We start from the raw sequence: 26852 nt of genomic DNA on the forward strand, positions 1-26852 counted from the left end.
TGTCTTTTGTTTTTGTGATGTTTGATGACCCCCGGCGGGCCGGCCGGGCGCCGCGCGGCGGGCGCGCCCCCCCCCCCCCCCCGGGGGGGGGCCCCCGCGACGGCGTGCACGGGCCGAGGGGCCGGTGCGGGCGCCGTCGCTCGTCGCGGGCCCGGTGGCGCCCGCCGGGATGAGGGAACAGGCGGGCAGCGCTGGGGGTGCAAAAGCGTCCTGCACCGGCCGGCCGTGGCCTGATCCGTGGGCCATGTGGCCGTGCTCGCGGGCATGCCGTCGGCCGGCGCGCGGGTTGACCTCGCACAACCACCCGCCCTGGGCGGCCCGAAGACCTCGTAGAAGCGGGCCGCCCAAGGCCATGAACGGGACGCTCGGACAGCCGGAGGGTGGGCACGTGCCCAGGCCGGTGTCCCGTCGGTACGCGTGTGGTCACGCGATGATCAGGAGGATGCTGTGGGAACACCGAGCTGGCGCAGCCGCAGTCGGCACAACTGGCGTGCGTGGCTGAGCGAGTTCGCCGCGACCGCGATCCTGCTGCTGGTGATGGTCACCCTGTTCAGGCATCTGTTCGGTGCCGAGGGTCTTCTAGCACGCGCCATCGGCTCGCAGGAGGGCCGGCTGGTCGCGGACGCCGTGGTCAGCGGGACCACGGTCGCCCTGCTGATCGTCTCGCCGTTCGGGCGGCGTTCGGGCGGCCACATGAACCCGGCCGTCTCGCTGGCGTTTTGGCTGATGGGTGCCCTGCGGGGGCGGGATGCGGCGGCCTACGCCGCGGCCCAACTGGCCGGTTCGATCACGGGGGTGGCGGGTGCCCGGATGGTGTGGGGCGCGCAGACGGCCCATCCCGCCGTCGGTTACGCCGTCATCCGGGCATCCGGCCACATCCCCTGGGTAGCGGTGTTCGCCTCCGAGGCGGCGGCGACCGCCGTGATGCTCGCCGCAGTGACCTTCGTGGCGGCCCGGCCCCGCCTGGCCTCCTGGCTGCCGGCGGTCGCCGGGTCGGTGATCGCCGCGCTGATCGTGCTGGTCGGCCGATGGATGGGCGGAAGTTTCAACCCGGCCCGGCAGATCGGGCCGGAGCTGTTCTCCCACGACCTGGCGTGGCTGTGGGTGTACCTGATCGCCCCGCTGGTGGGCGGCGGACTCTTCGGCCTGGTGCGCAGGCGCCTGCCGCACGCGCCCCTGCTGCCCACCTCACCGCCACCGGCCCCCAGCGGTGGTGCGCCTGCCGTGACAGGCTCGGCGGTCCGATGACCGCCGCCTGCCGCACGCGGCTGGGAGATGGCCCGATCCGTGGGCAGTACGGCCCGCAGGCCGGACATGGCAGCCGGCACAGCACGGGTTGAAGGTCCGTGAAGGCGCTGATCAAGCGCCGTGATCCTGACATCCGGACCGTTCGAGAAAGGCCCTGTGATGATCAACTCGACTGCCTGGGAGCGTGTGCGATGACCGCCTCACCGTCTCTGGCCGCCAAGCAGCGGCCGGAGTTCCTGGTTGCGCTGGCCTTGGCGGCGGGCCCGGTGGTGGCACTGGGCTTCACCCGGTTCGCCTATGCACTGCTGCTGCCGGCCATGCGCGAGAAGCTGCACTGGAGTTATGCGGCGGCCGGCGGGATGAACACCGCCAACGCGCTGGGCTACATCATCGGAGCCGCGACCGCCGCCTGGTGGTCGCGCCGCTTCGGCTCCCGGGCAGCGTTCGTGTGGGGCATCGTCATCAGTGCGTTCGCCCTGCTCGCCTCCGGGGCGAGCGACAACTTCGCCGGCCTGACCGTCCTGCGGTTCGTCGGCGGCCTGAGCACCGCGGTGACCTTCGTGGTTGGCTCGGCGCTCGCCTCCCGCGTCCACAGCGGCGGCCAACAGGCCCGCTCGGCCTCCCTGGTCGCGATGTACATGGCCGGCGTCGGCATCGGCGTGGTGCTCTCCGGCGTGGTCGTGCCCGCGGCCCTCACCGCCTGGGGCGTGTCCGGCTGGCAGGCCGGGTGGCTACTGATGGGCCTGCTCGCCCTCCTCGCCATCGGACCGGCCGCCTGGGCCGCACGCCAGGTACCCGAGCAGACCGCCGCCGGCGCCGCCCACGGCGGCCGCGCCGGCCTCAAGCCGCTGACGCCCCTGTTCGTCTGGTACGTGCTGTTCGGCGCCGGCTACGTGTCCTACATGACCTTCGTCATCGCCCTGCTGCACAGCCAGGGCATGAAGGTCTGGGGCACTGGCACCTTCTTCATCGTGCTCGGCGTGGCCTCCGCGGCGGCGACGCTGCTGGTGTGGGGCCGGGTGATCGGCCGGCTGCGCGGCGGCATGGCCCCCGCGCTGGTCTCGGCGGTCGTGCTGATCGGTGTGCTGCCCGTGCTGCTGTGGCACGGGATGGGTGCCGCGATCGCCTCGGCGATCATCTTCGGCGGGACGTTCATGGCCGGGCCCACCGCCGTGACCGTCCTGGCCCGCCGGATGCTGCCCCCGCACGCCTGGACCCTGGGCATCGCCCTGCTGACGGTCGCCTTCAGCGTCGGCCAGGCCGTCGGCCCCCTGGTCTCCGGGCTGCTGTCCGACTCCTCCGGAGGCATCGCCAAGGGCCTGTGGCTATCCGTCGTGCTGCTCGCCGTCTCCGCCGCCGTCGCCCTCATCCAGCGCGAGCGGACCGCTGCGCACCACCACCAGGAGGCGCCCGCGGCCGCCCCCACCCCGAGCACCGTCCAGCGCTGACCCCACCCCCCTTCAAGGAGCAAGACCCCCATGTTTCACCGCATCCTGGTCGCCGTCGACGGCAACCCGGCCGCGCACAGCGCGATCCGCACCACCGCCGAACTGGCCTTCCTGACCGGCGCACAGGTCCGTGTGCTGCACATCGACACCTCCGAGGTGGTGTATGACACCGTCGTCGGCCTGGAGGACGACGCAGCCTCCCACCAGGTCCTGGACTCGGCCGTGGCGACCCTGCGGCAGGCCGGCGTCCAGGCCGACGGCGAACTGCTGGACGGGTTGGTATCCGATGTGGCGCAGGCCGTGCGGGAGGCCGCCGAGGGCTTCGACGCCGACCTGATCGTCGTCAGCCCGCACCACCGCAGTCGTCTCGCCGCCTGGTTCTCCCCCAGCGTCAGCATCGCGATCGCCCACAACAGCCGCATCGCCGTGCTCCTGGATCCCGGGCAGGACTGAGATGTCCCACCGCACGGTGCACGTCACCGAGCAGGCAGGCCTGGCCCGCCTGCTCACGGTCGGGCCCCACCGTCTGATCGCCCACGAACCCGCCCCCGCCGGCCAAGACACGGGGCCCGACCCCATCGAGGTGCTGATCGCCGCGTTGGGCGCCTGCACCTCGATGACCATGAGGATGTACGCCGACCGTCACGCCTGGACACTGCGCGACGTGCAGGTCCGGTTGCGGCTGGAGCAGGACGGCGAACCGGCCATCGTCCGGGAGATCTATCTGGACGGCGACGTGGACGACCACCAGCGGCGCAGGCTCATGGCCGCGGCCGATGCGCCGCCGCTGGAAAGCCAGTCGCCCCGGCAGGCGCGGGCCGAGGCGCTGGCGGGCCAGCGCGCCGCCCGGGCGGTGCTCAAGCCCCTCCACATCCACGAGCAGCACCTGCCCATCGGGCCCCGTGGCACGGTGCTGGCGCGGATCGTGCGGCCGGAAGGCTCCTCGGGCGTGCTGCCGGCGGTGATGTATGTCCACGGCGGCGGCTGGGTGCTGGGCGACCGCTTCTCCTACGACCGCACCACCCGCGACCTGGCCCACGCCGGCGGCGTGGCCGTGGTGTTCGTGGAGTACACCCGCTCACCGGAGGCCCGCTATCCCGTCGCGCTCGAAGAGGTCTACGCGGCCACTGCCTGGATCGCCGAGCACGGGCAGCAGCTGGGCCTGGACGGGTCCCAGCTGGCGGTCGCCGGGGACAGCGCGGGCGGCAACCTGGCCACCGCCACCGCCCTGCTTGCCAAGCGCCGGGGCGGCCCCCACCTGCTGCAGCAGGTGCTGTTCTGCCCGGCGCTGGACGCCGGCTTCGACACGCGGTCCTACGAGCAGTTCGCGGACGGCTTCTTCCTCACCCGCACGCAGATGCGGTGGTTTTGGGACCACTACGCGCCCGACCGCTCGGTGCGCACCGAACCGACCGCCGCACCACCGCGGGCCACCACAAAGGAGCTGGCCGGGCTGCCGCCGGCCCTGGTGATCACGGCCGAGGCGGACGTGCTGCGCGACGAGGGCGAGGCCTACGCCCGCAAGCTCACACAGGCAGGTGTCCCCGTGGTCGCGGTCCGCTACCTGGGAGCGATCCATTCCTTCACCGCGCAGGATCCGCTGGCGGCCTCTCCCCTCACCCAGGCGGCGATCAGCCAGGCCGGGCAGGCACGGCGGCAGGCTCTGGCCGCGCCCCGCCCCGAGGCGCAGGGCCGCTGATGTCGACGGCCCAGGTGCACGACGAAGGCGGCGTGACGGGAATCGCCTGGGAGCTGGGAGTGCTCCAGGCGCTGCAGGGGGCGAGGGCGGACCTTACGGGCTCCGACCTGGTGGTTGGCACGTCGGCCGGATCGGTCGTGGCGGTGAAGGCCACCAGCGGCATCGGCCTTCACCACCTCCTCGCCGACCAGCTGGCGCCCGCCGCCACCTCACAAGAGGTCAAGGCCGACTTCGACCCGCAGGGCACGGCGGCCGCCCTCACCCAGCTGATACAAGGGGCCCGCGACGAGCGGAAGATCAGGGCCCGGATCGGTGCCATGGCCCTTGCGGCGCCCACCGTCTCGGAGGCCGAGCGGATGCGGACCGTCCAAGCCCGGCTGCCCGTTGACACCTGGCCCGCACGCCGGCTGCTCATCACGGCGGTCGACGCACACACGGGCGATCTTGCCGTGTGGGACCGTACCTCGGGCGTCCCGCTGGCATCCGCCGTGTCGGCCAACTGCGCCGTGCCCGGCATATAGCCGCCCGCCACCGTCGCCCGACGCCGCTACGTCGACGGCAGCGTCCGCTCCGCGACCAACGCCGACCTCGGGCCACGACGTGGTGGTCGTCCTCGCGCCCGACACCGGCCCCGGCCTCAACCCCACATCCAAGGGACTGGCCGGCGAGGTACCGCTGCTGCGCACGCACAGCCACCCGACGACGCCGCACTCGACGCGATCGGCCCCAATCCGCTGGACCCCGCCCGGCGGCCCGCCTCCGCCCGCCAAGGCCGGCGCCAGGGACAGGCGCTGACCAGCACCGTGCGCACGATCTGGCCCGCTGCCACCGCCCGATAGCCGCACGCCACGGCCGGCCGACCACCGACGGCCGGTCGGCCGATCCTCTCCCTGCCCGTGCGGCCGCCCTGCGACGTACCGTCGATAAGGTGCTCCGGGAAGAAGCCATCGGCTTTGCCACCGCGCCCTCGGACCGCCGCCTGCTGTACGGGCTCGCCAACGCGGCCTGGGAGTTCGTGCTGACGTCCGTCCTGCTGTACTGCGTGGTCACCGCCGCCCGCTGGCTGACATCACCGGACTCGCCGCTCGCCGTGAACAGCCCGCGCGCGGGCACAGCCATCGTGGGGGCGGTGGTCGGCATCGTCCTCGTGGTGCTGATCACCTCCCCGCCGGGACGCTGCTCCGGCGCCCACATGAACCCCGCGATCAGCGTCGCACTGTGGCTGATGGGTGCCTTCCCCGGGCGCTACGTGCCCGCCTACGCCGCCGCGCAGCTGGCGGGCTCGGTGGCGGGCACCGCGCTGGGTCGGCTGTGCTGGGGCCCGGTGGTCTCCCGGCCCTCGTTGCGCTATGCCGCCGTGCACCCAAGCCCGGCGTGGAGCACCACCGCGCTGGTGGTCGCGGAGGCCGGCTGTCTCATCCTCGTGGTCGTGATGGTGGGGTTCTTCCTGGCCCGCCCCGCCATCAGCCGCTGGCTGCCCTACGCCGTCGGCACGGTGACGGCCCTGATCATCACCGTGCTGGGGCAACTGAGCGGAGGCTCGGCGAACCCGGCCCGCCAGCTGGGTCCCGCGCTGCTGTCCGGTGGCACCCAGCTGCTGTGGGTGTACCTGGCCGCCCCGCTGATCGGCGCGTCGCTCGGAGCAGCGGTCCACTGCCTGTTCCAGCGCCGCCTGGGCACCCCCGCACCGTGCACCTACCGACTGTGCGGGAGCGACGACGCTCTGCGCACCCGGACCCGATGACCTGCGCCCAGGGCCCAAAACGTGGGAAGCAGGTCCGAGGGCACGGCCATGACCCCGTGGGCACATGCGTGTGTGCGGCGGATCCTCCGCCGCGGGCCCCCTCGGAGGTCGCCATGCTGTCCCGTCCGCGTCCGCGTCATCCCCGCCCTGCAGCTCACCCCACCGTGTGGACCGTTGACGCCGCACGCCCGACGACGCCGCCTGTGGCAGGTCCTGTTCGGACGGCTGTGGTGGCGCTGCCTTCCGAACCCGCCAGCGTGAGCGTCGCCCGCCGGTGGGCCACCGACCTGCTCACCCGGTGGAAAGTGAGTGCGGACGACCTCGATACGGCCCAACTGGTCATCAGCGAACTGGCTGCCAACGCCGTTCGCTACGGCCACGCGGAGATGACCATCCGCCTCCTGCAGCAGACGGGCTGGCTGTACCTGTGCGTGACGGGCTCCGGAGCTCCAGTGGCGGCCCACCGCCTCGTCATCCCCAGGGAGGTGGCCGAGCACGGGCGCGGCCTGGCCATCTCCATGATCCAGTCGTGGGCGACGGCGCTGTCTTCGACGGCCCGCGCAACGGGCGTGGCCATGTTCGGCGTCGCCCTGTACGTGGGCAGCGCCGTGGCCAGCGGGCTGGCCGCCTCCACCGCTCAGGCGCACGACTACCGGCCCCTGTTCTGGCTGGCAGCGCTCCTGACCGTACCCCTGACTGTGGCAGCGGCTCTGGGCCGGGCACGCTACCGCTGACACTGCGAACCTGGCGGCCGCGCGGGCGTACTTCGCCGACCACGGCACACTCGCCGCGCCGCGCTCTCGGCTACGGCGTTGGACCGGGTGGGGCAGCGGCCGGTCCAACCAGCGGCGTCCCGGAGCGTTGGCCGGCCATCCGGAGCGGATGCAGGCACTGGCGGCGATCAACCCGAACTGCAACCCGGACTGGCCGCTGGACCGGCAGCGCCACTACGCCGGGGACTGCGCGCCGCCAACGGGCGGTGGGCTGGCACACCTCGGCCGTGCGCCAGGCACTGCTGCCGCGGATCGCAGGCCGCGTGCCCTACGTCTACACCGCCCAGTACGCAGGCGGCGAGCGCACGCCCGGGGTCTTCCTGACGGCGAGACCGAAGGGGCGCAACTGCTGTCGGCATTGCGGCTGCCGGCCGAGGCGACCGGCGCGCGACGCTGATGCACGGTGGGCAACGAATATGTGTGGCCGCGCGTGACCGCCCGCGCCGCACGGCGATACGTCCGGGCGTGCGGCGGCCTGGTGCGCGACGAGGTCTTCGTGCCGCTGGGTACGCACGAGTTCGGGCCGGTGCTGCGCCGGATCGAGCGGTGCGAGGCGGACGCGGTGCTGATGCTTCTGGTCGGCGACGACGCGGCACGCTTCAACCGGGCGTTCACCGCGTACGGCCTTCACCGGCGGTGTCTGCGGCTGAGCACCCATATGGACGACAACATCCTGCTGGCCACCGGCGCGGAGGCCACCGTCGGGCTGTGGGCGACGGCCGGCTTCTTCGAGACGCTCGCCACCGCCGGGAGCCTTGACTTCAGCGCCCGTTACGCGGCTCGCTTCGGTGTGGAGGCACCCAGTCATGGGCAGTCTGGGCGAGTCGTGCTTCGAAGGGGTGCGCCTGCTGGCGGCGCTGGCCGAGCGGGAGCGGTCGCTGGACGTGAGGACGATGGGCGCGGTGGGCGAAACGGTCTCCTACGAGGGCCCGCGCGGCGTACTGCGGCTGCGCGGCAACCATCTCACCCAACGGCTGTACCTGGCACGGGCGGATGCCTTCGACTTGCACATCGTCACCCAACCCTGACCCAGCTCCCTGCCGTTGACATTACCCTGCCACAGAAATACTTTCTACGGGAAGCATCTGGCGGAGTCGAGGCATCGTATTCAATCGGGCCTTTCGCTCGCCTCAGTCGCCCATAGACGGGCACCTCGACCACACGGTTCCGCTCCTGTCGACGCGCCCTCTACGCGCGTCGAATAAAGGCCCGTTAAAGACCTTTCCCTTAAAGGAAGCGAAACGTTCGAGAAACAGTACGGCGTGACTCTTCCGTGCAATCACCCGGGGCCGCCCGGGTCGTCCCCAGTGCTGGGAAGAGGGAAGTCGTGACGGAAATCGTCGACAAGGAAGCACCGCCGGCGAATACGGGCGGACGGACATACAACAACTGGGCGCAGAACGACACGTTGGAGGACTACTCGCTGCGCTACGCGCCGAAGTCCTTCCGCCGCTGGACCCCCTACGTGGTGGCCACCACGGCACTCGGCGGCATCGCCTACCTCGCCGACTTCGCCATCGGCGGCTCCATCGCCATCTCCAACGGCTTCTCCAGCGCCATGGTGGCGATTCTGGCCGCGGCAGTGGTCATCTTCCTGACCGGCATCCCGATCTCGTACTACTCAGCGAAGTACTCCATCGACATGGACCTGCTGACCCGGGGTGCGGGCTTCGGCTACCTCGGATCCACGCTCACCTCGGTCATCTACGCCAGCTTCACCTTCATCTTCTTCGCCCTCGAAGGCTCGATCATGGCACAGGCCCTGGAACTGGGGCTGCACATCCCGCTCGCCGTCGGCTATCTGATCTGCTCGCTCATCATCCTCCCGCTGGTCATCTACGGCATGACGGCGCTGTCGAAGATGCAGGTGTGGACGCAGCCGATCTGGCTGGTGCTGATGGTCGCTCCGTTCGTGTCCATCGCCATCCAGGAGCCGGACAAGTTCTCGCAGTTCACGCACTTCGCCGGCAACTCCCCCACCGGCTCCGGTATCAGCATGCTCGGCGTCGGCGCGGGCGCCGGCGTGGCCCTGTCCCTGATCGCGCAGATCGGCGAGCAGGTCGACTACCTGCGCTTCATGCCCGACAAGACGCCCGAGAACAGCAAGAAGTGGTGGGGCGCCGTGCTCTCCGCCGGCCCGGGCTGGGTGGTGCTCGGAGCGGCCAAGCAAATCGGCGGGGCCTTCCTCGCCTTCTACATCGCCGGCAGCGTGGGCCTGTCCAAAGCCAACGAGCCGATCCAGCAGTACGTCCACGGTTTCAAGACCTTCGCCGCACCCGTCGCCCTGGGTCTGGCCACGTTCTTCGTGATCCTCTCCCAGATAAAGATCAACTCGACGAACGCGTACTCCGGCTCGCTGTCCTGGTCCAACTTCTTCTCCCGCCTCACCCACCGCCACCCCGGCCGGGTCGTCTACATCTTCCTCAACGTCGGCATCGCGCTCGCCCTGATGGAGGGCGGCGTCTTCGGCTTCCTCAACACCGTCCTCGGCTTCTACTCCAACGTGGCCATCGCCTGGATCGGCGCGGTCGTCGCCGACCTCGTCATCAACAAGCCGCTGAAGCTCAGCCCCTCGTACATCGAGTTCAAGCGCGCCCACCTGTACAACTTCAACCCGGTCGGCTTCGGCTCGATGCTCATCGCCTCCGTCGTCTCCATCGCCGCCTACTTCCAGGCCTTCGGCGACTACGGCAAGGCGTACTCCCCCTTCATCGCCCTGTTCCTGGCCATGGTCCTCTCACCGCTGTTCGCGGTGCTCACCAAGGGCAAGTACTACATCGCCCGCGTCGACGACCTGACAGAACCGCTGCTCGGGGCGGACGGGCTGCCCTCGGCGGCGATGCTGACCTGCACCGTGTGCGCCACCGGCTTCGAACGGCCGGACGTGGCGAACTGCCCCTTCCACGCCGGGGCGATCTGCTCCCTGTGCTGCAGCCTGGAGAAGGACTGCCACGACTCCTGCAAGAGCGGCTCCGACACCGGTCCGGTCGCCCTGGCCATGCCCACCGTGCGCTCCGCGGACTGACCACCATCATCTTCCCGTTTCCCGTTTGGCTTCGGCTCGCGTTCTTCGACGTGGGCCGGAGCCGACGTCGTCAATCGGTCAGGTCTCCTCCAGCGTCGCGGGCGTACGGTGCTTCAAACGGGCATGCGTCGGTCAGCCCTTTGGCTGATGCTGGACAAGCAGGACACGAACAACTCCGGGCGACGTTGGCGTTATTCGTAGCCGATGTATTTGCCTCGGTGCCACGGAAGGATCAACGGGCCAAGGGCGACTGCTACCTGCGGGGGCTGATGCTGGACGGTCGTCGTAAGTCGATCCAGGCAATGGCTTCGCGGCTGCCGGACGGCAACGAGCAGAACCTGCAGCAGTTCGTGAACCAGTCCACGTGCAATCCGGTTCCGGTGCAGCGGCGCATCTGCGAGCGGATGCTGCCGCTGATCGACCCGACGGCCCGGGTGATCGATGATGTGTCGGTGCCCAAGGACGGCCGGATGTCGGTCGGCGTGGCTCCGCAGTACTGCGGAGCGTTGGGCAAGCGGGCGAACTGCCAGGTCACGGTCAGTGTCCACGCCGCGAGTGATACCGCCTCCTGTCCACTGCAGTGACGCCTGTTCCTGCCTGAAGAATGGGCCTCGGACACCGAGCGCCGGACCGTGACCCGCGTTCCGCCCGAGGTCACGCATCGCGAGAAGTGGCGCCTGGCCTTGGACATGCTCGACACGCTGGCCGGCTGGGGCATGAGGCCGCCGGTCGTGGTGGCCGACGCCGCCTACGGCACCAATGCACACCTGCGAGCCGCGCTGTCCGACCGCGGAATCGGCTACGTGCTGGCCGTCCGCGCGGACGTGACCGCCCACCCGTTCGACGCCGAGCCTGTGGCACCGGAACGCAGAGGTCCCATCGGCCCTGGTGAAGGTCGCTGGATCGAGGTGGCGAGTCGAGGAGACGTTCCAGTCCGGAAAGGGCCTGGCCCGGACTGGACGAGCACCAGCTCCGCCGCTATACGTCCTGGTCTCGCTGGGTCACCCTCGCCATGCTCGCCTACGCTTTCCTGGCGGTCGTCCGCGCCGACGAAGGCGCCCGCCATCCCGTGCCGGACGACCTGATCCCGCTTACCTGCAGCGAGATCGCACGTCTGTTCATCACGCTCATCGCCCAGCGCGTCCACGACACGGCCCACCAGCTCCGCTGGTCCCACTGGAGACGCCGCCACCAGGCCCGATCCCGAGCCAGCCACTACCGCCGCCAGGCTGCCGCCCCAGCGTGATCACGGGCTACCTGCTTTCTGCTCTCGCGGCAGCCCGACCTCTCGTCATGCATCAGTCACCCTTGCTGGTCCAGCGCGGCGAGCAACTGGCTCGCGCGTCCGTCCGCTGCGGCGAAGGTGAGGTGGTCGTGGAAGTCGCGGGTCTCGACGATCAAGCCGTCCCTGATGCGCAGGACCTGGATGTTGGCGGTACGGAAGGTGCGGCCGGTGTCGGGGTACAGGCCCTCGTAGTCGAACTCCGCGATCACGACCTCGGGGTCGTCGGTCTTGTGGACGTGGATGTTCTCGGCGCGCAGGCGGATCGCGTCGGCGGCCTCCAGGGCGGCGAAGCGCTTACGGAGTTCCGCCCGGCCGTGGATACGGCGTGGGGGAACCGGCGAGAAGACGATCTCCACCTCGGCGTCCTCCGCGTAGAGCTCAGTGAGTTCGCCCCACTTGCCCGCCGAGATGAGACCGATCAACCGCTCGAAGATCTCCTGCGGCGTAGTTGGTGCAGACATGACTGACCTCCGTGATCCTGCCACCTATAATCGGATAGGCGACTCCGTTTCCGAACGATACGGATACGCGACTCCGTTTGTCCAGGCATGGTGAGGGCCACTTGACGACTGATCAGACTCCCCCCGTCACGGGCGCGAAGCCCTTGCGCGCCGACGCACGGCGAAACCGCGCGCGACTGCTGGAGGTCGCTGAGGCGGTCTTCACCGCGCAGGGCACCGGCGCGTCCACGGAGGAGATCGCCCGCCATGCGAACGTCGGAATCGCCACCGTGTTCCGGCATTTCCCCACCAAGGAAGCCCTGTTGGAAGCGGTGCTCGTCCGGAGATTGGAACGGCTGGCCGAGGAGGGACGACGCCTGGCGGCCGAGATCGGCCCGACGGACGCTCTCTTCGCGTTCTTCGACCTGGTGCTGGATCAGTCTCCGGTCAAGAATGCCTTCGCTGCGGCGCTCGCGGACGCGGGAGTCGATGTCCGGGCCGCTACCTCCGAGGCTGGACGTGCCCTGGGCCAGGTGCTCACCGCGCTTCTCGATGGCGCCCAGCGGGCTGGCGTGGTGCGACGGGACCTGGAGGTACCGGAGCTGACGGCGATCCTGGTGGGCACCTGCCGCATGCTGGAGCACCTGGACGGCCACCCGGAGTCCGCGAAGCGCGCCCGCGCGGTCGTCCGCGACGGGCTGAAGGCGTGCACCGGGAGCGTTGAAGGGCCCTTGCCGCACGGACATTCCTGCCCCTGAAAGCGGAGCGGACAGCCTACGTTCCGGGCAGCCTGAAACCGTAAGGATCACGCTCTACGGCTGGAGTACTAGTCGGGCGAAGGGGCTACAGAGCTGGAGCCCTGTGTGCCGCACCATTCGGTCAATGCTTTACGGGCCGCGTCGATGCGATGTTCAGGTGACTCGTCCGAGATGGCCCATGCGATATAGGCGTCTGGTCTGACCAGAACACTCTTTTTGGTAGCGCCTTTCGGGGATACGATCTCCACCTCGCCGGCCCACTCTGTGATCAGTGAGGGGAAGCGCTCCGTGTCGGACGGTGTGACAAGGACGAACCGTCGCTTACGGAGGGCTTCGTAGAGTCTGCGTCCGTCGCTGAGGGGGACGTCAGGTGCCCGCTTCCCGACAAGGGGATGCGCGCCGACCGCGGCGGCGTAGTAAATGTCGATTCCCGAGATTGCCATGGCCAGTCGTCGGGCCACTGGTGGGGTTTGCAGCACCGTACGCGCTGACAAGTCACGAAGGCCGCACAATGCCCGTGGTGTGGTGAGGACGCCGCGGAGCAGTGCCCCGCTCATCCGCAAAACCCGGCGTCCCACCGGGTGCCGTTCGTTGTGATAGCTGTCGAGCAGGGTGTCCGGTGCGCGGCCACACTGAACGGCTGCGAGTTTCCAGCTCAGGTTTGCGGAGTCCTGGATGCTGGTGTTGAGGCCCATGCCGCCGGCCGGGGAATGGACGTGGGCGGCGTCGCCGACGAGGAATACTCGGCCTACTCGGTAGCGGGGTGACTGGCGTTCGTCGCTGTGGAATCTGGAGAGCCAGCGAGGGTCGTGCATGCCGAAGTCGCTGCCGAGCGCCTGGCGGGCGACGTCCTTGATTTCTTCCAGATCGACCGAGGCGTTGTCGGGCATGGGGTGGTGGCGATTCCAGGCCATGACCCTGAACCAGCCGTCGCCGAACGGGACGACAATGGCGAAGGCGTCTCCGGTCGCTGCCACGGTGGGCGGCTTCTTCGGCGGATCAGCCATCCGGACGTCTGCGAGCATCATGGAGCGAACGGCGGAGCGGCCGGGGAACGGGAGGCCGAGGGACTGGCGCACGCAGCTGTTTCGTCCGTCTGCGCCGACGACGAAGTCTGCGCGCAGGCTGTGTTCAGTGCCGGCTGGTGTCTTCACGGTGACGTCGACACCGCTCGGGTCCTGCTGGACGCCGGTCACTTCGTGGGCCCGCATGATGTTCACGCCGTGTGTCAGGGCGCGGGACAGGAGCAGTCGCTCGGTGTTGTACTGGGGCGTCACGAGCACGTGGGGGTAACGGGTCGGCAGGTGCGACAGATCGATCCGCAGAAATTGCAAGATCGGGTTGCGGAGGCCGGTCAGAAGCAGGTCGTCGGCCAGGCCGCGGGCGTCCAGTTGCTCCATCGTCCGGGCGTGAACGGCGAATGCGCGTGTCAGCTGGGATTCCCCTTCTCGCCGTTCCACGACGGTGCAGCGCACTCCGGCCTCGGCCAGGTCACCTGCGAGCAGCAACCCCGCTGGACCAGCACCGACGACCAGCACGTCAACGTCGGATCCCATGTCCTGACCTCCGCGTGTCACAGAACGAGTAGTGACGACCCGGGGTCGCCCGGCTGCTGCCCGCCACCGGTGGTGATGTTCAGGGCGGGTGGGTGACTGCGCCCGGAGTTCACTCGGGTGGCGTAATCGGTGAATTCTCCTGACCCAAGGGCCACCGTACGAGACAGACCACTTCCTCGCCTGTCAGGCAACGACCGTCCCACTCGTACCGAAGCGGTGGTTCCAGACGCGCTGAATCGCTGCCCCGCAATTAACGTTGACCTCATGCGGGCCCCTTACGTCACATCCCCGGAGGGCGTGACGTAAGGGGCCCGCGAGCGGACATCGAGAGGAGCGCGACCATGCCCTTCGCCACCGCCGAGGACGGCACGCAGATCTTCTACAAGGACTGGGGCTCGGGCCAGCCCGTGCTCTTCTCCCACGGCTGGCCGCTCACCGCCGACGCCTGGGACCCCCAGATGAAGCTCATGGTGGACAACGGATTCCGCGCCATCGCTCACGACCGGCGCGGTGGCGGCCGCTCCGGTCAGCCCTGGGACGGCAACAACCTCGACACGTACGCCGACGACCTGGCCGCGGTCATCGAAACCGAAGACCTGCACGACGTCATTCTGGTCGGGCACTCCACCGGCGGCGGCGAAGTCACCCGCTACATCGGCCGGCACGGCACGGCACGGGTCGCCAAGCTGGTCCTGCTCGGCGCGATCCCGCCGCTGATGCTGAAGACGGAAGCCAACCCTGAGGGCCTGCCGATCGAGGTGTTCGACGAGATCCGCCAGGGTGTGCTCACGGACCGCTCGCAGTACTACAAGGATCTCAGTGCCCCGTTCTACGGTGCCAACCGTGAGGGCTCGACCGTCTCCCAGGGAACGCGTGACGAGTTCTGGCTCTGGAGCATGACAGTCGGCATCAAGGGCGCCTACGACTGCATCAAAGCGTTCTCTGAGACGGACACGACCGAGGACCTGAAGAAGGTCGACGTACCGACACTGATCGTGCATGGCGACGACGACCAGATCGTGCCCATCGTCTCCGCGGGCGCCAAATCATCCAAGATCGTCAAGGGCGCGCAGTACAAGGTCTACGAGGGCGCGCCTCATGGCCTTGCGATGGTGCCCAAGTACGCCGAGATCTTCAACAAAGACCTGCTTGAGTTCGCGCGGAGTTAGCGACGGCTCGCGCCCCGGTGAGCGGCAGCACTGCCGCTGGAACTGCTGGGAATCGGCGCCGCGAATTGGCCGCCCGGGAGGGGCGGCTCATCGCCTGACAGACCGCGCGTTGGCCGCATGCGCAAAGGGCATTCGCCGGCCGGCCGCCGCAAACCTGCGTTAGGGCAGCGGCGGCGGTCCGCGGCGCTCCCGAACCATGTCCCGGACAACTACGTCCGGGGCGGCTGAATCTGGCTCGGCGGCCAGGTTGATCGGTTCGCCGTGTCAGCCGACGGGGCTTGCGCCTTGCTGGAAGACGTTGATGAGATTTCCGTCGTTGTCACGGATCGCGGTCGAGATACTGCCGTCGCCGAGGTCCATCTGCTCCCAGACGGTCGTCACCCCCAGATCACGGAAGGTGCGGGTCACACTGTCGAGGTCCTCGACACGGAAGACCAGGGCCTTGTTGCCGATCGGGCGGATGTGGGCGGGGGGCTCTGCCGTCAGTTCAGGGATCCGCACACCGTTTGCGGGCTGAAGGAGCTCCAGCCGAAAACCGGGCCCCTCCAAGAAGGCAACGTCCGCTCCGATGGCGTCGAAGCGGGACTTTGCCAGCAGGGTGAGGCCGAACACCCGATTCCACCACTGGATCGACGCGTCGAGGTCACTGACGGAAATCGTCACATTGTGAAGGCTGTAGGTGAAGAGCGGCTGGGGAGGGGTGGTCATGGTGATCACTTTTCGTTGGGCGTGTGCAGTCGTTTGCGGAGGGGCACGCGAGACCGTCGCGCAGTCCTGCCCCGGCGTTTCCCTACCGTGCAGCGGAGCAGTCTGTACCTGTCTACCGCCGACCCGACGTCCCCTTGCAGTAGCGAATCCGCGGGTCGCAGTTCAAAGGTAGAAGTTATGGACCGTACAGTCAAGAACGCATGCTCCTTCAAATGCGTTGCGAAGTCAGTCGATCAATGCACTATTTGAGCGCTCACCGCGCCGTCGGCATTCGAAAGAGAGCCGCGAAGAAGGTCCTGTGCGGGAATGTGCAGAGCTCGCCCGCAGCGCTCGTGTGAAACAGTCCGGCGCCATCGGCCGCCAGAGCGTCGTCCGGCCCACGGTGTGGCGCAGTCGACGGCGCAGCCGCACGGCGGAAGAGGGCCCGCTCAAGGGCATGACGAAAGGGGCGGGTGGGCAACTGTGCTGGGGCGGGCGGCCGACTCGTGGGAACGTGCGAAGGGCAGGTGTGCTGGACGCTCGCGCGCCGATCCCAGGCGGGCCCATCCTGATCGCTGCTTGTCGGCACCTGTGGCGATGCCGAGCCGCAGGATGTTCAGTGCCGGGACAGCTGCTTGAGGGCGGCCTGGCCTATCTGCAGCAGAGCTGAGCCGTCCATGTCGGTCTTGGCGAGAAACTCGATGCCCTGCATGACGGCGAGGAGCAGTCTCCCGAGCTCCTGGGCGTCCGCGCTCGGTTCGACCGTCCCGTCGTCCTGGGCTTCCTTTACGCAGGCGATCAGAAGATCTTCGACCGCCTGATAGGTGGTCCGGGCTCGGGAGACCACATCCGGATCGTTGCTGTGCAGCTCGGACGTGCTGTTGACCAGAAGACAGCCGCGGCGCTGCGGGTCCTGCGTGAATCCCTTGGCCACCCCCTCAACGAGCAGGGTCAGGCGCTCGAAGGGCGTCCCGGGCCCGGTGAGGACCGCCCGGACGCCGTTCAGCTGTTCCTCGCGGTAGCCGTCCAGTACGTGCAAGAACAGCTGCCGCTTGTCGCCGAAGGCGCCGTACAGACTTCCCTTGCCCAGTCCGGTGGCGTCCGTCAGGTTCTGCAGTGATGTAGCCGCGTATCCCTGATTCCAGAACTGCTCGCGCGCAGACTCCAGTACCTGGTTGTCATCGAAATTCCGCGGTCGTCCCATGACAAACAGCGTACGTCCTTCTTGACCTATCGGTCCAGATCGTCGGGCACACAGCACAGGCCCGGCCACTCGCGGTGACGCGGGAGGACCTGGGTGTTCCCCTCGTCGCCGCCGTGCAGGGCCGGCGTGCAGAGTGAGGCCGGGCGATAGGGGGCGTGCAATGCACGGCTCTCCCCAGGGGTTTTCCCGGCGGCCGGCGCGGACAGGCCCGCGCCGGCCGCCCTGTCGCGCCTCGACAGCGTGCCCGCAGTCACATTTTTGTCCGTACGGTCCAGAACGAGGTTCTTTACCGTACAGTCCATAACTGGGCTCGGGACCATCCGGTTCGAGCTGTAAAACCGCAGTGACACTTGGTGCACGCGTTCGCACCGGACAGGGGTAAACGATCATGGGACAGCTTGACGGGAAGACGGCAGTCATCACCGGAGGCAACAGCGGAATCGGACTGGGCACCGCCAAACGATTCGCACGTGAAGGCGCCCACGTGTTCATCACCGGCCGCCGGCAGGAGGCCCTCGACGCCGCGCTGGCCGAGATCGGCGGCGAAGCCACCGCCGTCAGGGGCGACGTCGCGGATCTCGCGGACATCGACCGCCTCTACGCGGTTGTCGCCGAGCGAGGCCGGCCCATCGACGTACTGTTCGCCAACGCGGGCGGCGGTGAGTTCGCTGCTCTTGAGCAGGTCACCGAGGAGCACTTCGACGCCACCTTCAACATCAACGTGCGGGGAATGCTCTTCACTGTTCAGAAGGCCATTCCGCTGCTCAACGACGGCGCCTCGGTGATCCTGACCGGATCGACTGCAGCAACCTCAGGCGGCGCCGCCTTTGGCGTCTACGCCGCGTCCAAGGCCGCGGTCCGTTCCTTCTCGCGCACCTGGGCCAACGAACTGAGCGGCCGCGCGATCCGGGTGAACACCCTGGTCCCCGGCCCGATCGTCACCCCGGGCGTCACCGGCCTGGCTGCCGACGCCGAACAGGCCGCACAGATGAGAGACGCCTTCGCCAGCCAGATTCCGCTGGGTCGCATGGGGCACCCGGACGAGGTCGCTGCTGCCGCACTGTTCCTCGCCAGCGGTGAGAGCAGCTTCGTCACCGGATCCGAGCTTTTCGTGGATGGCGGACTCAACCAGATCTGATCGCCGCAGGAGGATGCGCTGTGCCTGTCCCGGCGAAGACGACAGTCGGTCTGTCCGCGTCGCGATCACACCGGTAGTCCCACCGAACCTAACGGGCGGGCGCAGCCCCGCCAGCGTGTACGCAAGCGATGGCATCCGGAATCTGAGACCGTGATTGAGATCTGCAGCGATGCTGGCCACCTGGTGTGCCACACGCGGAAGTCCGTGCCGGGGAGGGGGCGAGCCGCACCTTCCCGGCCGCGTGGCCCATGATGATCAGGCGTGAGAAGGTGCCGCAGTCGGAGTCGCCGAGGGCCAACCCCGCCCCACCGCACCCGCAGGTGACCTCCGCCCTCGCACGGCGAAAGGACAAGCCCGCTAACCATGGCCGAAACCCCCAGCGGCGTCCCCGGGATAGCCAGCGAGGGCCACTTCGCGGCATTCGTCCGCAGATACCAATCCCTCGATCTGTTCGCCCGATTCCTCAGCAACCCGTTCGAGCTCCTGTGCGGGCAGGCCCAGTGCGCCCTCGAAGCGCACGATCCCGCGACCGTGCTGGAACGACTGGTGATCACCGGCCCGCCGTATCCCCTCGCGGACACCCACCTCGACTGGGATAACCCGGTACCGGAGACCCGGTACATCATCACCCGGGTCGCCCTGTTCGCCCCCGTCACGCTCAGGGTGTGGACCCCCGCCGCCGGCACTCACGTCCTGCAGGGCGCGCTGACATGCGTCATCGCCAACCTCAACCAGCCCGAAGACGACCGCATGGTGCGGTCCTGGCTCGATCTGGACGAGCACACCCCGAGCCGCCTCCTGAAGCCCGACAGCGACCTGCTCCGCAGCCGCCTGTTCAGCGTCGGCGAATGGCTCCCCACCGACTACCCGCACGGATCCCCCGAACGCGAGGGCCGGAGCACGACCTGACGTGCCCTGCCAGCCCCCGGGAGCGATCCAGAGCGGGTCGACAGAGTGCGTTGCAGGCTCAGCGAGGACCTCGTCCGCATCGAGGTGTCCGGCGGTGCGGGCGGCGAGCAGACTGACGTAGCGGGGCCTTCAACTACGCGGTGGACCAGCTGGACCGCCCGCTGGTGGTGGTCCTGGGCCAGGCTCGCGCGGCGCGGTCGCCGCCGCGTACGCCGCGCTGGAGACGGCAATGCGCCCGCCGGGTACATCGAGGGCGTCGTCGAGCCCGGCATCTCATGCATCCACGCGCCCCGGCTGCTGCGGGACCCAAACTGGCCCGACCCGCCTTGTAGTCGGGGCCTGTACGGCGCTTGTGCCAACGGACGTGGCCTTAGACCGACCGGCAATAGGGTGGCCCGGGCATCCGAGCGGCCAGGGGCTACGTGATCACGGAGTTGTCTACGCTCAGTAATCGCAAAGGACAGCCTGACCGCACTGCCATAGTGCGTATTTGATCTCTCCCGTAGGGCAGTGCAGGGTGTATCCATGGCATGGACAGCACCACCGGTGGAGCGCACCAAGCAGCTAGGCGACCTGGGTACCGTAACTGAGCGTCAGATGTTGGAGGGTTGGCTGAACTGGCACCGCGAGACGTTGCTGGCCAAATGCGCCGGGCTTGAGCCGGCCCAATTGGCGCGGACGACCGTAGAGCCGTCGAACCTCACCCTCCTGGGCTTGGTCCGGCACATGGCGGAGGTGGAGCGATGGTGGTTCCGACGAAGCTTTGCGGGTGAGGATATCGGCGATGTCTTCACCGGCCCGTCAGATGGCAATGAGGGACTCGACGGAGTGCGCACAGCCGATGCGGAGAGAGACTTCGGACTGTTCCAGACCGAGGTCAACGCGTGTGACGCGGCGGCGGCCGGACACGACCTCGACGAGACCTTCATGTCCTCTCGCGGAGTTTGTCTCAGCCTGCGCTGGGTCTACGTGTTGATGATCCAGGAGTACGCCCGCCACAACGGCCACGCTGACTTCCTTCGGGAGCGGACCGACGGGGCGACGGGCGACTGAGCTTCCTTCTCAGGCCGACCGGGCAGCAGGTGCCCCGGACGTGGTGGGGGCTCCGAGTGGCCACGGGTCCACGCGATCATGGAGTTCTCTGCGCTTGATGATCGCGAAGGACAGCCGTGCCCGCACTGCCATCTTGCCTGCTCGAACCCCTCTGGAACCAGTTCCTGGCGCTCCTGCCCGCTCGGGAGGAATTCTCCGCGGGCCACCCGCTTGGCTGTCACCGCCGCCGTGTCCCTGACCGGACTGTGTTCGGTTGGGCACTGCTGGTCGGGTGGGTCCTGCCAGCCGCGCTCAACCTTGCTGTCTTTGCCGTCGCCGTTGCCCCGAGCCTGCGCCGCTCTCCGGTGCTCGATCCTCTGTGGCCGACATCGCACGGCCCCACCCCTCTGCTGTTGCTTGTAGCCGCCGTCCTGCTCGGACTCGTCCTGAATGCCGTGCAGACACCCCTCTACCGCCTCCTGGAGGGTTACGCCCTGTGGCCGACAGCCGCATACGAGCGAGGCTGCCGGGTCCAGCGACGCCGACGTCGAAGGACAGCGGACCGCCTTGCCGACCCCACTTCGACGTCGTCCATCCGACGTGCCCTCCTCCAGGAGAAGCTCAGTCGGTATCCGGTGAGCGACGAGCAGATCGCCCCGACCCGGCTCGGTAACGCCATCCGCCGCTTTGAGGAGTACGGATACGATCGATACCGCCTCGACACGCAGGTGCTGTGGAACGAACTGACGAGCGCCGCCCCGGAGCCGACCAAGCAAGTCGTCACCGCTCGCACCAGCGTCGACTTCTTCGTGGCTCTGCTGTACGGGCACGCCGCGTTGGCCGTCACCGCATTCGCCTCGCTGCCGGCCGCCCACGCCAACCGACCCGTGCTGGTCTTCACCGGTGTCTGCCTGATCGCCCTGGCACCGGTCTGGTACCACGCCGCAGTGGCCGCCACAGACGAATGGGCGGCAGCCGTACGGGCCCTGGTCAACCTCCCCCGGCCGGCGGACGAGGAGTGGGCACCCCTCGCCCACCGCTACCACTGGGGAGCCGCACGCGCCCTCGACGCCCGGCTCCCGGGCTGCCGGACCGGTACACCGCGGTTGGGCCCACCGGTCCGGCAGCCTCCGAAGTCCACCACGGCGGCCTGGCCGTAGGGACACCGCCTTCTGTGGCAGCGCGAAGTCCTGGTCCCGAGCACGGGATCGACACATAGTGCGAAGGCGAGCCAGCCTGATCGGGTGACCCAAGGCTGGTGTCGGTGCGGGTGTCGCCGTCTTTGAGAGCACGTGGTGGATAGGTTGAGCGGGAACCGGCCGCTGAAAGCGGTGCCGATGAGGCCGAATCTCCGGCCCTCGCAGTCCAGTCGCAGCAGGGAGTGCCGGCATGGACGTTCTCTTCATCACGAGCGTGGCTGTGGTCGTCGCAGACCCGCCGCTGAGCCGCAAACTGTTCATCGAGACTCTTGGCCTTCCGCTGGAGGGGGAAGGCAACGGCTACTACTCCAGCGGAAACGTCCCCGGCAGCAAGCACTTCGGCCTGTGGCCGCTCTCACAGGCAGCCGAGGCATGCTTCGGCACAACCCAGTGGCCCGCCGACCGGGTGCTCCCGCAGGCATCGATCGAGTTCGAGGTTGCGAACGAAGAAGCCGTCACCGCGGCCGGTGCCGAGCTTCAGCGCGCGGGCTTCGAGCTGGTACATGAGGCCCGCACCGAGCCGTGGGGCCAGACAGTGGCCAGACTTCTCACGGCCGACGGCCTGATCGTCGGGGTCTCCTACGCCCCGTCCTTGCACGACCTGCCAGGCGACCAGCGCTCTCGGTGAGCCCGCCCCGAGACGGGTGAAGGCGACGCAGACCCCTGGCCCAATCCCCGTAAGGGACAGCCATCGTGACGTCTCCCCCGCAGGAGGCCAGCGCCCGCCGACCGACGGTGTTCCCGAAGAGGGGGCGGGGGCCACTTGGGGCGGACCAGCACGCACGCCGTCACTCACCTCGGCCGGCCTGCCTCCACCCACGGCCCCGACGGGGCCACTACCGCGTCACCCACGACACCGAACAGCGTCTGACGACAGTCGTCAACGCCCAGGGCCTGGAGTGGCGGTACAGCTACGACGCGGCGGGCCGCCTCATGTCGGAGGCGGACTTTGCTTCTTGGCCGGGGACTCCAACCAGTGCGCGGCCACCTGCTGGCCAGGAGGCGGGGCGGCTCAGGCGAACTCCCCGACAACCTGTTCACATCACTCAGAACCCAGCAGACACCCGGGAATTGCGCGGCAGGGCCCCATGTCGTAGGCGGTCAGTGCGTGCATGACCGGGCCGCGCATGAACCTGGCTCCCCTCATCAGGCCCCCTTGGAACCGATCATCTAGGCTGGTGCGGTGACTGATGAGCAGGAGCGGGTGCAGCCGTCGGGAGTGTGGGCCACGGCGGTAGGGGTGGCCAGGGTGCGGGCGCTGGAGACCGAGCGGGAGAACGCACTGTTCCGCGACCCACTGGCACAGGCCTTCGCCACCGCCGGCGGCCTGGGGTCCTCCTCGCCGCCACTGCCCGGTGACGAGGCCGCGCGACGGCGCTGGCTGGGGGTGGCGTTCTCCATCGTCATCAGGACGAAGTTCCTCGACGACCTATTGCAGCAGGCCACTGCCTCCGGGATCCGGCAGGTCGTGCTGCTCGGCGCCGGCATGGACAGCCGGGCCTTCCGGATGGACTGGCCCGAGGGCACCCGGCTGTTCGAGGTCGACACCGCAGCGCCACTGGACTTCAAGGCTTCGGTGCTGCGCCAGGAGCGGGCCGTCGCACGCTGCGAGCGGATCACCGTCGCGGTGGATCTGCGCGAGGACTGGCCGGGCGCGCTGACCGCCGCCGGGCACGACCCGGGCGTGCCGACCGTGTGGATCGCCGAAGGACTGCTGATCTATCTGCCCGAGGACGCGGTGGAGCTGCTGCTGGCCCGGATCAGCGCGCAGTCGGCGGCAGGCAGTCGGATGGGGCTGACGTTGGGCTCGCGCGGCGTGATCGAACGCTTCCGTGCGGACGCCGTGCCGGGATCGGCGGCGTCCATGTGGGTCTCGGAGATGCCCGACGACCCGGTCGGCTGGCTGGCCGGGCACGGCTGGGAAGCCGACAGCCACACCTTGCGCGAACGCGCTGCCGCCTACGGCCGCCCGATCAGTACCCCGCCTCAGCGCGAGGAGGGGCCCGGCGGACTGATCTCGGCGATCCGCCGGTAGAACGCCTCCCGTTCCCTGGATGATCGATTCCAAGAGGGCCTGATGAGTGGGCCCGGGTTCAAATGCGGCCAGCCAGCCCTGCGCGCACTGACCGCCCACGACCACTGAACCCCTTGGAATCGATCATCTAGAGTCTGCCAACGAATCGCCGGTTCGAACGGCTCCTCATTGAGTGAACGACATCTCCTGGGCTGTGACGCCGGGGACATGCACCGCACCAGGGCATTCACGGACCTGGTCACATACACCCGGTCCCAGGCAGGCAAGTCGGCGGGCATGGAACGCCACTTGATGCCGTTGTCGGTGACGTACCGGATCGCATCCAGCATCACGCGGTGGCAATAGCCCTCCGGCTGCCCGCCTTGGCCCTCCAGCCAGGCCGGCACCGGCAGCGCGTCCCGCACCACTGCCCACTCCGCGTCCGTCATGTCCGACGGATACACCGGCACCCTCTCCGGGCGGTCGGACGCATTCCCGAACCTGTGCGCGAGAGAATCGCACGACGACACGCGGGAGTTGGATGAGAACGGGACCGTCACGCATGACTGGAACAGCAGGGCCTCCTGGCACTCGAGTGGTCGCAGACCCGAGCTACCAAGGTACCCTGTACTCATGCATCCACCCGGCCGAGATCACCCGGCCAAGGACTGTGTGGGGGTGGGACTATTCGCCTGAGCAGCCCTCATCCTGGCTGGGAACAGGCGCGGTGCTGGTCAGGGAGGAAGCGCCGCAGTGCGTCTCGATCGGGGTACTTACCTTGACCCCCGTCCCGTCCAGTCTGTCGTGCGGTGCCGACGCCGTGCTGGTGGCCGGGCCGCAGAAGGTACGCGACGATTGGTACGCCCCTCGGCCTGAAGCGGCGCTGCGCGGAATGTCAGTCGGTGCAGGTAGCGGTGGCGGGCGTCGGACGACCGCATACCCCATGCCAGCAGCATGCCGGTGGAGACGCTGGTGCGTGCCGGGTTCCGTGTGCTGATCGAGTCCGAAAACGATCTCCAGGTCGTCGGCGAGGCAGCCGACGGGACCGAGGCGGTCAGGGTGATCCGCGAACTGCGCCCCGATGTAGCCCTGATGGACATCCGGATGCCCGGGCTCAATGGCATCGAAGCCATCCGCACGCTGCTCGGCGGCCCGGCTCCGGTGCCTGTCCACGTTCTGGTGCTCACCACCTTCGACCTGGACGAGTACGTCTTCGAGGCGCTCCGCGCAGGCGCCGCGGGCTTCCTCCTCAAGGACACTCCACCCGCACGCCTGATCGACGCCGTGCGGGTGATCGCCACCGGGGAGTCCCTGCTGTCACCCGGCGTCACTCGCAGGCTCATCGAGACCTACGTCCGCCGCCCCGGCTACCCCGGCCCGGTCACCCGCACCCTGGACGGCGTGACCGGCCGCGAGCGTGAAGTGCTGGGCCTGATCGCACGTGGCCTGTCCAACAACGAGATCGCAGCCGAGCTGTATCTGACCGTTGGCACAGTAAAGACCCACGTCAGCCATCTGCTGACGAAGCTGGGCGCCAGGGACCGGGCCCAACTTGTCATCGCTGCCTACGAAAGCGGACAGGCCGGGCCCGCACGTCCTTGAAGCAGGACGAGCAGGACCCCTGGCGAGCCGGGCGTACCCCACCCCGACGCCCTCGAGTCAACTTCGCAAACCTCGTGCCGCATGGGAGGTCCTGCTTCCATGCGCCCACCCGGCCAAGATCGCCCGACCAGGGATGCCGTTCGATCAGAACCGTCCTCATCATCGATAGGGCAACGGCTTCTTAGCCCCAATATGGCCCGGGCCGAGTGTCTGGGCCTTCGTCGGGCTGTAGAAGTTACTCGCCCGCCGGTCCATGTCTCCAGCTTCAGGAGATGATGCTGAGAGCTGGGAAGGCTGCCCCCCGCCCCATCAGCGTCGAGCGCTGAGGCGGAGGGCAGGCGGAGCAGAACGTCAGGCAGTGGGGACGACCTTGAAGGCGTGCATGAAGCTCGGGGTGTCGCCCCACATGCGGCTGTGCGTGACGTACGTGTCGTTGGCCGGCAGAACGTGCTGGTGCGGGGCCAGGGCGTAGGAGTTGCCGCGCGAGACGATGGCCCGCACCGGGGGTTCGCCGACGGTGTCGGGCACGCCGGGGACCGAGACGAAGTCCCAGAGCATGCTGCTGGTCAGACCGGTACTGCGCAGCCTGGGGTGGGTCCAGGGGGCGACGGTCTCAGCGTTGAGGTAGCGGCCGCTGTTCTGCGTCTTGATGTAGTAGGCGCCTGTCGAGGTGTCCCGTTCGAGGTGCCACTTGGGAGCGTAGGTGCCGTCGATGGGGTCGGGGTAGTAGAGCTGGATCGCGTCGCCCTCAACGCTGTCATTCCCGCTGTCGGGGATGAGGTAGTTGTTGGTGATCATGTGGATGAGCATGACTTTGGCGGGCAGGTGGCCGGACTTTGAGCCCGGCGCGTTCGCCTGGTTCGACATGGTGTTTCCACTCCTGGTCTCTTCGTTGGCGGGTCCCTCAGGCAGCCGGGCGGCGCGGGGGGCTGGACGGACACCGCGAGGCAGAACCGGCGAGACCCGAACACCGGGCTGCCGCCGCGCCACTACCCCAGGCCGTCCCTGACCCGCCGGTCGGCAAGTCGATATCCGCGCCGCCCTCGTGCCTATCCCAGAGACCGCTCTCCTCACCCAGGTGGAGGCCACCGTTCACCGGCGAAACGATCCACCAACTCCACCAACCGGCCGCAGCGCACAACGGCGCACCCACCATGCCCCCAGCGCGCACCGAGGCTCAGGGGCGGTGCGATGACCGCCTTCAACCGCTCCGGACATCGCCCCGGCCACCGTCGCCATCGGCCGCATCTCCCCGGTCCGAGGCCGCCAACCCGGTCTCGCCACCGGCTGCCTCACCGGGGCCATCGGCTCCATTGGCTCAGCCGGCGTCATCACCGCCACCGCCCTGAGCAATCCAGCCCTGTTGTTCTTCATCCTGCTCACCTACGGCGCCGGCACCGCCACCCACACGCAGCGCCAGCAGCGCATCGAACCAGGCCTTCTGCGCCGACCTCCGGTCCCTGGGACGTGCTGTGCCGACGCCAGGCGCGTCACCTGCCGGAACTGAGCCAGTGGTGCAGGGCTTCGTGCACGCTGTCGGGCAGTGCGCTGAGCTTCTCGATCGCTTCCCGATCCCCTGGCCAGGGGGCGATCCCAGCCGCGGTCAGAACTGCGTACAGGTTCAGGCGCCGCAGGTCGCGAGGATCGATGCGGCAGGCAATGCGGTCTGCAGGGTTGGGCGGCGCCAGCAGGAAGTCCTCCGCCGGGGCATGATCCCATCCTCGATCGGTTGTTGCATTGATGGTCTGCATGGTCTCGCTCCGTTCTGCGTATGCTTCGTTCGCGCGCCTCGCGCCCCCGGGGGCCGAGTGTGCTGTGTACTGGGTTCGCTACCGGTCCTGTCCTTCTTGCGTGGTGGCCCTCTCTTCAGCCCGTTGCAGTGATCCATACAAAAAACTGTTCGCTTCCACCCCGGGCCTCGC

General features: G+C 68.7%; 26 protein-coding genes and 2 pseudogenes. 21 read left to right on the top strand and 7 right to left on the bottom strand.

Going from position 1 to position 26852, the window contains the following annotated elements; genetic code table 11:
* The first annotated feature begins 447 nt into the window (after positions 1 to 447).
* The 11 genes and pseudogenes from AB0D93_RS36380 (at position 448) to AB0D93_RS36430 (ending at position 11183) form a co-directional block, all read left to right on the top strand.
* A complete protein-coding gene (locus AB0D93_RS36380) occupies positions 448 to 1248 on the top strand; it encodes an aquaporin (RefSeq protein WP_362129307.1) in 801 nt (266 codons plus the stop codon).
* A gap of 191 nt (positions 1249 to 1439) precedes the next feature.
* Positions 1440 to 2696, top strand: a complete 1257-nt coding sequence (locus AB0D93_RS36385) for a YbfB/YjiJ family MFS transporter (RefSeq protein WP_362129310.1) — start codon at positions 1440 to 1442, stop codon at positions 2694 to 2696.
* Between the two features lie 30 nt (positions 2697 to 2726).
* Complete coding sequence (locus AB0D93_RS36390; protein ID WP_362129313.1) at positions 2727 to 3149, top strand: universal stress protein; 423 nt, start codon at positions 2727 to 2729, stop codon at positions 3147 to 3149.
* Between the two features lies 1 nt (position 3150).
* Positions 3151 to 4395, top strand: a complete 1245-nt coding sequence (locus AB0D93_RS36395; RefSeq protein ID WP_362129316.1) for an alpha/beta hydrolase fold domain-containing protein — start codon at positions 3151 to 3153, stop codon at positions 4393 to 4395.
* The gene (locus AB0D93_RS36400) at positions 4395 to 4916 is read left to right on the top strand and encodes a patatin-like phospholipase family protein (protein ID WP_362129319.1); all 522 of its coding nucleotides are present in this window, start codon (positions 4395 to 4397) and stop codon (positions 4914 to 4916) included. The genes AB0D93_RS36395 and AB0D93_RS36400 overlap by 1 nt, the downstream gene beginning before the upstream one ends.
* A 407-nt stretch (positions 4917 to 5323) precedes the next feature.
* On the top strand, positions 5324 to 6139 hold the full coding sequence (locus tag AB0D93_RS36405; RefSeq protein ID WP_362129322.1) for an aquaporin: 816 nt from the start codon (positions 5324 to 5326) through the stop codon (positions 6137 to 6139).
* Between the two features lie 113 nt (positions 6140 to 6252).
* On the top strand, positions 6253 to 6873 hold the full coding sequence (locus AB0D93_RS36410; protein WP_362129325.1) for an ATP-binding protein: 621 nt from the start codon (positions 6253 to 6255) through the stop codon (positions 6871 to 6873).
* Between the two features lie 248 nt (positions 6874 to 7121).
* A pseudogene (locus AB0D93_RS36415) lies at positions 7122 to 7940 on the top strand (ABC transporter substrate-binding protein); the annotation flags it as partial.
* Between the two features lie 299 nt (positions 7941 to 8239).
* Positions 8240 to 9937, top strand: a complete 1698-nt coding sequence (locus tag AB0D93_RS36420; RefSeq protein WP_362129328.1) for a hypothetical protein — start codon at positions 8240 to 8242, stop codon at positions 9935 to 9937.
* A gap of 140 nt (positions 9938 to 10077) precedes the next feature.
* Positions 10078 to 10818, top strand: a pseudogene (locus AB0D93_RS36425) (IS701 family transposase); the annotation flags it as partial.
* 131 nt (positions 10819 to 10949) lie between these two features.
* Entirely contained in the window at positions 10950 to 11183 is a 234-nt protein-coding gene (locus tag AB0D93_RS36430; protein ID WP_362129458.1) for a hypothetical protein, read from the top strand.
* Positions 11184 to 11239: 56 nt separating this feature from the next.
* Here AB0D93_RS36430 and AB0D93_RS36435 read toward each other — a convergent pair whose 3' ends face one another.
* Positions 11240 to 11683: a nuclear transport factor 2 family protein gene (locus AB0D93_RS36435; protein ID WP_362129331.1), complete on the bottom strand. Its 444-nt coding sequence runs from the start codon at positions 11681 to 11683 to the stop codon at positions 11240 to 11242.
* A 101-nt stretch (positions 11684 to 11784) separates the two neighbouring features.
* Between AB0D93_RS36435 and AB0D93_RS36440 the strand changes: the two genes are divergently transcribed.
* The gene (locus tag AB0D93_RS36440; protein ID WP_362129334.1) at positions 11785 to 12420 is read left to right on the top strand and encodes a TetR/AcrR family transcriptional regulator; all 636 of its coding nucleotides are present in this window, start codon (positions 11785 to 11787) and stop codon (positions 12418 to 12420) included.
* A gap of 68 nt (positions 12421 to 12488) precedes the next feature.
* On the opposite strand, the gene AB0D93_RS36445 is transcribed toward AB0D93_RS36440, so the two are convergent.
* Positions 12489 to 13976: an FAD-dependent monooxygenase gene (locus tag AB0D93_RS36445; RefSeq protein ID WP_362129338.1), complete on the bottom strand. Its 1488-nt coding sequence runs from the start codon at positions 13974 to 13976 to the stop codon at positions 12489 to 12491.
* Between the two features lie 341 nt (positions 13977 to 14317).
* Between AB0D93_RS36445 and AB0D93_RS36450 the strand changes: the two genes are divergently transcribed.
* Positions 14318 to 15145 carry an alpha/beta hydrolase gene (locus AB0D93_RS36450; RefSeq protein WP_030172753.1) on the top strand — a complete coding sequence of 276 codons (828 nt, stop codon included), beginning with the start codon at positions 14318 to 14320 and terminating at the stop codon, positions 15143 to 15145.
* Between the two features lie 264 nt (positions 15146 to 15409).
* Here AB0D93_RS36450 and AB0D93_RS36455 read toward each other — a convergent pair whose 3' ends face one another.
* Positions 15410 to 15853, bottom strand: coding sequence for a VOC family protein (locus AB0D93_RS36455; RefSeq protein ID WP_147474078.1), 444 nt, complete (start codon positions 15851 to 15853; stop codon positions 15410 to 15412).
* Positions 15854 to 16448: 595 nt separating this feature from the next.
* The gene (locus AB0D93_RS36460; protein ID WP_362129343.1) at positions 16449 to 17036 is read right to left on the bottom strand and encodes a TetR/AcrR family transcriptional regulator; all 588 of its coding nucleotides are present in this window, start codon (positions 17034 to 17036) and stop codon (positions 16449 to 16451) included.
* 388 nt (positions 17037 to 17424) lie between these two features.
* Here AB0D93_RS36460 and AB0D93_RS36465 point away from each other — a divergent pair, with 388 nt between their 5' ends.
* The 7 genes from AB0D93_RS36465 to AB0D93_RS36495 all read left to right on the top strand — a co-directional run bounded on the left by AB0D93_RS36465 (position 17425) and on the right by AB0D93_RS36495 (position 23349).
* Positions 17425 to 18174 (top strand): glucose 1-dehydrogenase, encoded by a 750-nt coding sequence (locus AB0D93_RS36465; RefSeq protein ID WP_362129346.1) that lies wholly within the window; start codon positions 17425 to 17427, stop codon positions 18172 to 18174.
* Between the two features lie 363 nt (positions 18175 to 18537).
* Positions 18538 to 19083, top strand: a complete 546-nt coding sequence (locus tag AB0D93_RS36470) for a hypothetical protein (RefSeq protein ID WP_362129349.1) — start codon at positions 18538 to 18540, stop codon at positions 19081 to 19083.
* A 525-nt stretch (positions 19084 to 19608) separates the two neighbouring features.
* Positions 19609 to 20136: a DinB family protein gene (locus tag AB0D93_RS36475; RefSeq protein ID WP_362129352.1), complete on the top strand. Its 528-nt coding sequence runs from the start codon at positions 19609 to 19611 to the stop codon at positions 20134 to 20136.
* Positions 20137 to 20252: 116 nt separating this feature from the next.
* Positions 20253 to 21275, top strand: coding sequence for a hypothetical protein (locus tag AB0D93_RS36480; RefSeq protein ID WP_362129355.1), 1023 nt, complete (start codon positions 20253 to 20255; stop codon positions 21273 to 21275).
* Positions 21276 to 21504: 229 nt separating this feature from the next.
* Entirely contained in the window at positions 21505 to 21942 is a 438-nt protein-coding gene (locus AB0D93_RS36485) for a VOC family protein (RefSeq protein ID WP_362129358.1), read from the top strand.
* Positions 21943 to 22049: 107 nt separating this feature from the next.
* On the top strand, positions 22050 to 22430 hold the full coding sequence (locus AB0D93_RS36490; protein WP_362129455.1) for an RHS repeat domain-containing protein: 381 nt from the start codon (positions 22050 to 22052) through the stop codon (positions 22428 to 22430).
* 67 nt (positions 22431 to 22497) lie between these two features.
* Positions 22498 to 23349, top strand: a complete 852-nt coding sequence (locus AB0D93_RS36495; protein WP_362129361.1) for a class I SAM-dependent methyltransferase — start codon at positions 22498 to 22500, stop codon at positions 23347 to 23349.
* Here the strand turns inward: AB0D93_RS36495 and AB0D93_RS36500 are convergent.
* A complete protein-coding gene (locus AB0D93_RS36500; protein WP_362129364.1) occupies positions 23301 to 23963 on the bottom strand; it encodes a transposase in 663 nt (220 codons plus the stop codon). The two genes, AB0D93_RS36495 and AB0D93_RS36500, sit on opposite strands and share 49 nt — an antisense overlap.
* A gap of 325 nt (positions 23964 to 24288) precedes the next feature.
* Here AB0D93_RS36500 and AB0D93_RS36505 point away from each other — a divergent pair, with 325 nt between their 5' ends.
* Positions 24289 to 24930: a response regulator transcription factor gene (locus tag AB0D93_RS36505; RefSeq protein ID WP_362129367.1), complete on the top strand. Its 642-nt coding sequence runs from the start codon at positions 24289 to 24291 to the stop codon at positions 24928 to 24930.
* Between the two features lie 351 nt (positions 24931 to 25281).
* On the opposite strand, the gene AB0D93_RS36510 is transcribed toward AB0D93_RS36505, so the two are convergent.
* Both AB0D93_RS36510 and AB0D93_RS36515 read right to left on the bottom strand, forming a co-directional pair.
* Positions 25282 to 25797, bottom strand: a complete 516-nt coding sequence (locus tag AB0D93_RS36510) for a hypothetical protein (RefSeq protein WP_362129369.1) — start codon at positions 25795 to 25797, stop codon at positions 25282 to 25284.
* Between the two features lie 623 nt (positions 25798 to 26420).
* The gene (locus tag AB0D93_RS36515) at positions 26421 to 26681 is read right to left on the bottom strand and encodes a hypothetical protein (RefSeq protein ID WP_362129372.1); all 261 of its coding nucleotides are present in this window, start codon (positions 26679 to 26681) and stop codon (positions 26421 to 26423) included.
* Positions 26682 to 26852: the final 171 nt, after the last annotated feature.

The sequence above is a fragment of the Streptomyces sp. NPDC048191 genome (genome assembly GCF_040652655.1).
Lineage (GTDB): Bacteria > Actinomycetota > Actinomycetes > Streptomycetales > Streptomycetaceae > Streptomyces.